Below are 6,662 nucleotides of genomic sequence, written 5' to 3'. Positions count from 1 at the left end.
TCACTATATCTTGGCATTGTCGCTCCACCTCAGTCTCTCTTTTATTCTACTTTACATTCTATTGAGAGGTACGACAACTAGTATGACACAGGGGGATGATACACTGACTTCATGAATATTGTCAGATTCCTCAAAGACTCGATTCTGAATGACAATCATTTTCTCAGTCTCATTGATGCGGACAAATAAATCCATACCTGGCTCTAGCCCCGCGCTTTCACAAATAAAATTTTGTAGGAATAATCGCGGTGAATTATGTTTTTTACTCACTGTATAAACTTTTTGTAATAACAGATTAGCTTTATTCATAGGGATGCCCACAAACCGTGATGAGGGAAGCCCACACCACAATAAGGGACTTCCTCCTCTCCGGTTTTGAATTATTATTCTGTTTCTACACATTATGGATATATGGATCTTTATCGAGAGAGCCAGATTATGCTAACATTCTTAATTCCATATATAAATTTTTATACTTCTTTCCAAGTCTGGTCCTCCAAATCTTGCGCTTGTGCTTCAGTATAGAGCAGTGGAATATCTTCCAAGCGATAGAGTACGTCAACAACTCGATACTCTGGTTTGTTAGGTGTTCCAGTCACTTCTATCAGAAAAAGCGGCGTAAGAAAGTCTTCGTTCTCCATGATGGTATATGGGACGTTGTGTTGATTAAGAAAAGACTCAGTAATTTTGGTAACGCTGGACCAAGAAGGCGTGTCATTTTGTTTCTCCATATGTTTTTATTTCTCCTTTTTGAAAGTCTTTATTTATAAAGTTCATATCTCTAGAGATGAATATCTATCTTCAGCAGTTTTAATTATTGTTTTTTAAACAATAGGTTAAAAATAATCTTATTTACCCAGCTAACTCTTAAAATGAAAAAGCAAGCTGACCTTCAGAAATCTTTCGTCCTGACTCCGCTAACACTAGTTGAATAGGTTGACTAATAAGATCATAACCCTCAACATTTCCTGGTCGAGCATACCAAGGGTGTGATTTTTCATTTTAAATGAGAATTCACAGTTAGAAACCCCTTATAGAATAAGGGGCACTGTTTCATTTCAGATGAGAAAAATCAGTCCAACTAGCCGGAACCCCTCTGATGTTTCATTTTAAACGAGAAAAAGCACTTTTATGGTTTATGCATCATTTATGAATACTATGCATCATTCTAAATACAAACCACTAAGGTGGATTTGAGCCTTATATTTAATCATCATTTTTGAACGATTAGGAATCTAATTCAAAAAAATTATTCAACAATTAAACCACATCTTTTAATATATCCATGCAAGTTTTTTTCATCGTTAAATAACAGGCTTATCCGATACTTGTTTCGGGGGATTATATTTGTTCCATTTTTCGGTATTGGTATTAAAGCTCGATAACCATCAACATGAACTAATGAAAAACTTTCTATTGGTATTCCATTAAGCAAAATGTTGTAATCAACTCTATATGCCTTGGAATCAGGATGACTGGTTGCCCAAGTATCAACAAATGGGTAGTCTCTATCAGTATCAAACCAAACAATTTTTATATCTTGGTTCTTTAGATAAATCAACTCTTGTTTATCCTCATTACGTACCCATTCATTTTGAGTGCTTTTGTAAACTAAATTAATTGCTTTTTTAATTTTATTTTCCTGATGTTGATTGTCAAAATAATATTTTTTATTTGGATATACTAATGCTTTGGTTAATGCAAACAACTGATCAATATAATTTCTCGCTAGTTCATCTTTTCCTATAACTGAAAATGTTGAAATCATGTTCATTAAACCGTTTCTTCCACCTTGTTCTAAAACAAAATTAATTGCCTGTTCTTTAGTCTTTACATCATCTAATATTATGGATGTAATAATGTGAAAATATTTATTTGGATTACCGTAATGAGGCTCAGGGAAATGGGATTCCTTTAATGTCTGAAATAGCTGTGGCAGTTCGCTATTCATTTCTTTCTCAGCATTTATAAGTGTTCTCCATGTATCTATTTTCGTGTAATCAATACCTTTAACTTCACAATTATAGTACTGTTTAAATTCATCTTTTGGCATAACATGTAAAACCTTTGCATTGGGATCTGTTACTTTATTACTGAATACATCTACCTCTGATACATTATAAATATCATCAAGTATTGGCGAATCAGGGACACATAGTTTTAAAACGTATTTAAAGTAATCTAAACTTCCACCTTGATCGGTTGTAGAACTCATAATATTCAACATTGCATAAATATCATTTAAGAATATTTCAAGATCACTTTCATCAAACCAATTGTTTTGATAAGCCAAAAAAACACATCTCGGTAATATATAAGATACCAAATCATCTTTTCTAAAAGCTGGTCTATAAATGCTGTTATTGAGTGCTGTTAATAGAAGTTTGTCGCTTGTAGCCACATTGAAACAAGACATCATTGTTGCAAAGAGATAAGAATTATCAGTATTATAATCGTAATATGATAATTTTTTGGATTCTGCATTATTAATAACACTTAACATTTTGCTGTTCGTTATACTTTTAAATAAATTCTTATTTTTTAAATAAACAGTATACAAAACTGTTGTTATAGAAATTACGCTATCATAATTCATTAAATTCTTAATGAATTTTTTTCTTTGATCTTCTTCGAATTCAAATCTAGCAATCAACTCCCCAATTAATTTTGAATTGTTATAAGAAAACCAATTATCATATATTAGATTATATTTTTTTATACTTTCCATGATTAATTCTAGTACTTCGGATTTAGTAGTTTCATAATTATAAATAATCTTTCTAATCTCAACACCTAATGTGTAATCTCTGGAATATAATTCTTTTTCTTTATTCAACAATAAGGTGATGTAACTATTAGCCTCAATGTTCTGATCCCAAGTTCCGTAATGATTTATGTTTACCTTGTTAAATCGGTCTATCAAAATTCCATTTTCCACAATACTCCTTGTCAATAAATTAAATATTACTTGTGTATTAAGTTTATAAGGCTGCTTTTTAAAGAATTGTATAGCCTTTTTTAAGGTATATCTTAGTTTTTGATATAACTCATTTTCACCAAATAGATAATAAATGCTTTCTGTTTTTAATAATGTAAAACATAGCGCTTCTAAATGATCTGTTCCCAATGTAGGGATAATTCCCTCCAGTTTATCTACATATAATTCCAGACCAATCTCGAAAAAACCTACAACTAATGATATATTATTATGCTTATGTGAATACATGAAGTCTAACTCAGAATCAAGCCCATCTAAGTTCATTAACGAAATAACATATATATATATATCCTCATATAAAACGTTATCTATAACACATTTACAGTACCAATATGCGCAAGGATTTTTATTTATTGCCTTATTCTCAAAATCAACTTTTAAATCATACTCTTCATGTAACGTAGGGCGAATATCTGTTTTTTGATGAATAAAGTGTTTTTTTACAAATTCCCAATAATTATCTAATGTAAGATATCCCTTGATTGAAATACCTTGATTATTTAATAAAGAAATCAAATCTTTTTCATTTTTTGTAGAGAGAAAATCCAATAATTTTTCAGACTGCAAATAAGTCTCACTACCAACCCCATAATCAACTCGTCGACCAATTAAGGCATTATTATATCCATTCCAGTAATCGCTGCCTAGATAAGCTTCAAAAAAACGTAATGATAAATTTTTAATGATGTCTTTATTTTTCTTACTTTCTTTCAGTTCTTGATGTAAAAAAATGTTTAGTACAAAATCTTTATCCGGCAAGAGCCCCAATTCTCTAAGTATAAACGGATCCGAGTAAAATACTTGCTTTATTTTTTTATATAAGAAGTACTCATGATAACGTCTATGCTTGTAGGAATATCTATTTAGATGATTTTCCCCGTGTGACGTATCAAAAAACATCTCCGATAAAGATGCAATGACTAAATCAGTTTCTATGTATGTTATTTTGGCATACTTGGAATTAATGATATTCTGTAGATTTTCAATTCCTATATTAAGGCTGTTGTTTATTTGTAAAAATAGCGAAACCTCTTGAAGTATTTCTTCAATACTCGCTAACTTGCCTTCAGGTAAATTTAAGTTCGCCATTTTCCTATAATTCTTAATCAATTGACTAGAAGTCATAGAAATCAGTTCGATTTTTGTAGTTGAATTATCGATGCTTTCAATTGATTTCCAAAGCAAACTAACAGAAAAGATATCTTCTATATCTATTAATAAATTCTTTATATCATCCTTAATCATCTCATATTTTTCTAGTTTTGATTCTTCCGCTTTTGAAGTAAAATACTCATCTATAATATTTCGCTTTAATGCATCAATTTGATAAATTCTTAGATTCATTTCTCGATACAAAAATGTTAAGTTAGGTGAGTTTAGCCTTGAGGAAAATATTATTGAACGTGTATTTACCTGTTTATTTAAAATATTTATTGTCGATAAAACCTTATCCACATCAGATATATTAACTTCATCTAGTCCATCGAAGAAATATAAATATTCTTGCTCAGTATCCCCATAAGTAATAGAGAAATCTTTCAATCTGTTCCTAATTAGAGACTCCAAATCGCCTAGTATACACTCTCGTAACTTTACAAAAATAGGTAGAGGCTCTTTTGTATTACTATTTGAATTCAAATGATTCTCCATAAATTTATCTGCAGTGTATATGTACATTTTCTTTAGAATTTCTGTCTTCCCAGTTCCTGCATGCCCTAAAAGAATACTTAATTTATTACTAAGAATTTCGTTTTTTATTTTTTCTTGTTCAATCCCATTAATTGATAATTCTAAAAATGCATTTGATTTTAAAAAGGTCTTCTCTTCAATCGATATACTTGAATCAATAAAGGCGATTTCATTTTGCTCAGAAAAATATAAACGATATATATCAAGATTATCAATTTCATTAAGTATGTGTGAAAAATTTTCTTTCTTTATCCATCTTAAAGTTATTTTATTTTTAATAGCTTCTCTTTGAAGCTTGACTTTATAAGTTTTTATTTTCTTATCGGACAATTCTTCTTGCGTACATTCTGGTTTAATATCTAAATTAGTGTAAATGTATATTTCATCTAATCTTCCCTCATAAATATTGAAGGCACTCATTAAAGAATCATATACTTGCTTATAAAAAGATGCTGAGTTGTGACTGGAAGAATACTTACATTGAAAACCATAGTGTTTCTCCCCAAATTGAACAGGTTCAGTTTCTAAACCAGCTTGATTGTAATTTGCAGAAAAATCATATCCATTAATTTTAAATTTTCGCATGAATAGATGTCTACTCATTCTTTCAAAAGCATCCTCTTTATCTGCATTTTTCAAATTAAATCTGTCCCACTTCACTTCAAACATAAGATCACTTCCTCATTTTTTCACTTTAAACATTTGAGTATTTGAGAGCCCTTTCAAACAATTATCTATTATTCGAAACAAAACTGCTTAATAACCAAATCAGCCAAACTTTTTAACACCTCAGTCCAATATAATTCCTTGGCTTCCGGGTGTAAAACTTCAATTGTTGGTATATTCAAGGTGAACTTTGTATCACCTTTTCCGTGGACAATACTGTTTCTAAAGATATATAAGGAAGTTGAGAACGCTGATATATCAGTATTATCAACAAGTCCGTTATTCTTAGCGTATTGAATAACTTCTTCAACACCATTAAGATTACTGAGTAGATTCTTAAGGAGTTCAACCTCTTTTGTACTATACAGGTTGGTTAATTCTTTGATTAATTTATCCATATCCTGTGATTCATTATAAGTTTCAACACTCTGTTTAATATTTGATTTTTTATTTATTATGAAAAAAAATTCAATCGCACGATAATAATACATCGGATCATTTACTTTTCTTGCCCTATTAAAAAATGCAATCGGCTCTAAATATTTTAGAGGTTCCGTAAAAATTCCATCAAAATCTTCACGTTCGCCAGGATCGTTCCACATCATACCTTCCCCATGGTATTGGTAAGGAATAATACTTGGATAATCACCAATCCTCTCAAATTCAGGGGCATCATATTTAGCAACTATAAACAGTACTTGCTGCAAATAATTTTCCAGCTTATCAATGGGGAAATTAGTGATTTTTATTGTTTTTAAAGTATTCCAAGAAATAAAACTCTTATCGTCTCCAAAAGAGTTAAATAACAACTTATACAATGAACTCGGCTCTGAAATCTCCACTTCACATTCGCCAATATCAAAATTATCATAATAACCTGGATGCTCATAAAATAAAGAATCGTAAGTCAAAAGAAGCTCTGCATAACAATTTCTTTTTAATACAAAACCACAATCCTCATGAATTTCGATAAACTTGTTTTCATGCTCGATACTTTTTTTATTAAATGAATAGAGTATCTCGCGAGATGCCGAAAAAGCAACTCTTGCCTTATCTTGTCTTAAATAATTTATTTTCAGAGTAGTACCTGATTTCTTATGGGTAAACACAAACCTTTCTCCATCCAAACGTAACACTATGAAATCATCTCCGAAATCAGGAATATAACGGCGTTCCAATTCTTTCTCTAATTCGGTCAGTAATAATTCATTTATCATAAAGCTCCTTTCAAAACGTAATCATGATGATCGTTCATGCTCAACTAGATGGTTTATGAACACATTTGTTCTTCAACCTTTAATCCATAAAG

Annotated in this window: 3 protein-coding genes; all 3 read right to left on the bottom strand. The window is 30.4% G+C overall.

Features of this window, described 5'->3' with window-relative positions:
- Positions 1–470: 470 nt before the first annotated feature.
- The 3 genes from M2444_RS30280 to M2444_RS30270 all read right to left on the bottom strand — a co-directional run bounded on the left by M2444_RS30280 (position 471) and on the right by M2444_RS30270 (position 6,570).
- Positions 471–731 carry a hypothetical protein gene (locus M2444_RS30280; RefSeq protein ID WP_076179599.1) on the bottom strand — a complete coding sequence of 87 codons (261 nt, stop codon included), beginning with the start codon at positions 729–731 and terminating at the stop codon, positions 471–473.
- 518 nt (positions 732–1,249) lie between these two features.
- The gene (locus M2444_RS30275; RefSeq protein WP_280788876.1) at positions 1,250–5,356 is read right to left on the bottom strand and encodes an NACHT domain-containing protein; all 4,107 of its coding nucleotides are present in this window, start codon (positions 5,354–5,356) and stop codon (positions 1,250–1,252) included.
- A gap of 68 nt (positions 5,357–5,424) precedes the next feature.
- A complete protein-coding gene (locus M2444_RS30270) occupies positions 5,425–6,570 on the bottom strand; it encodes a hypothetical protein (protein ID WP_280788875.1) in 1,146 nt (381 codons plus the stop codon).
- Positions 6,571–6,662: the final 92 nt, after the last annotated feature.

Source organism: Paenibacillus sp. PastF-3 (genome assembly GCF_029893135.1).
In the GTDB taxonomy this organism is placed as follows: domain Bacteria; phylum Bacillota; class Bacilli; order Paenibacillales; family Paenibacillaceae; genus Paenibacillus_AQ; species Paenibacillus_AQ nitricinens.
This window is presented reverse-complemented; position numbering and strand designations above follow the sequence as displayed.

Bases quoted from the DNA above. Each gene is read 5' to 3' on its own strand.
- M2444_RS30280 (WP_076179599.1), bottom strand. From the start codon at position 731: ATGGAGAAACAAAATGACACGCCTTCTTGGTCCAGCGTTACCAAAATT.
- M2444_RS30270 (WP_280788875.1), bottom strand. From the start codon at position 6,570: ATGATAAATGAATTATTACTGACCGAATTAGAGAAAGAATTGGAACGC.
- M2444_RS30275 (WP_280788876.1), bottom strand. From the start codon at position 5,356: ATGTTTGAAGTGAAGTGGGACAGATTTAATTTGAAAAATGCAGATAAA.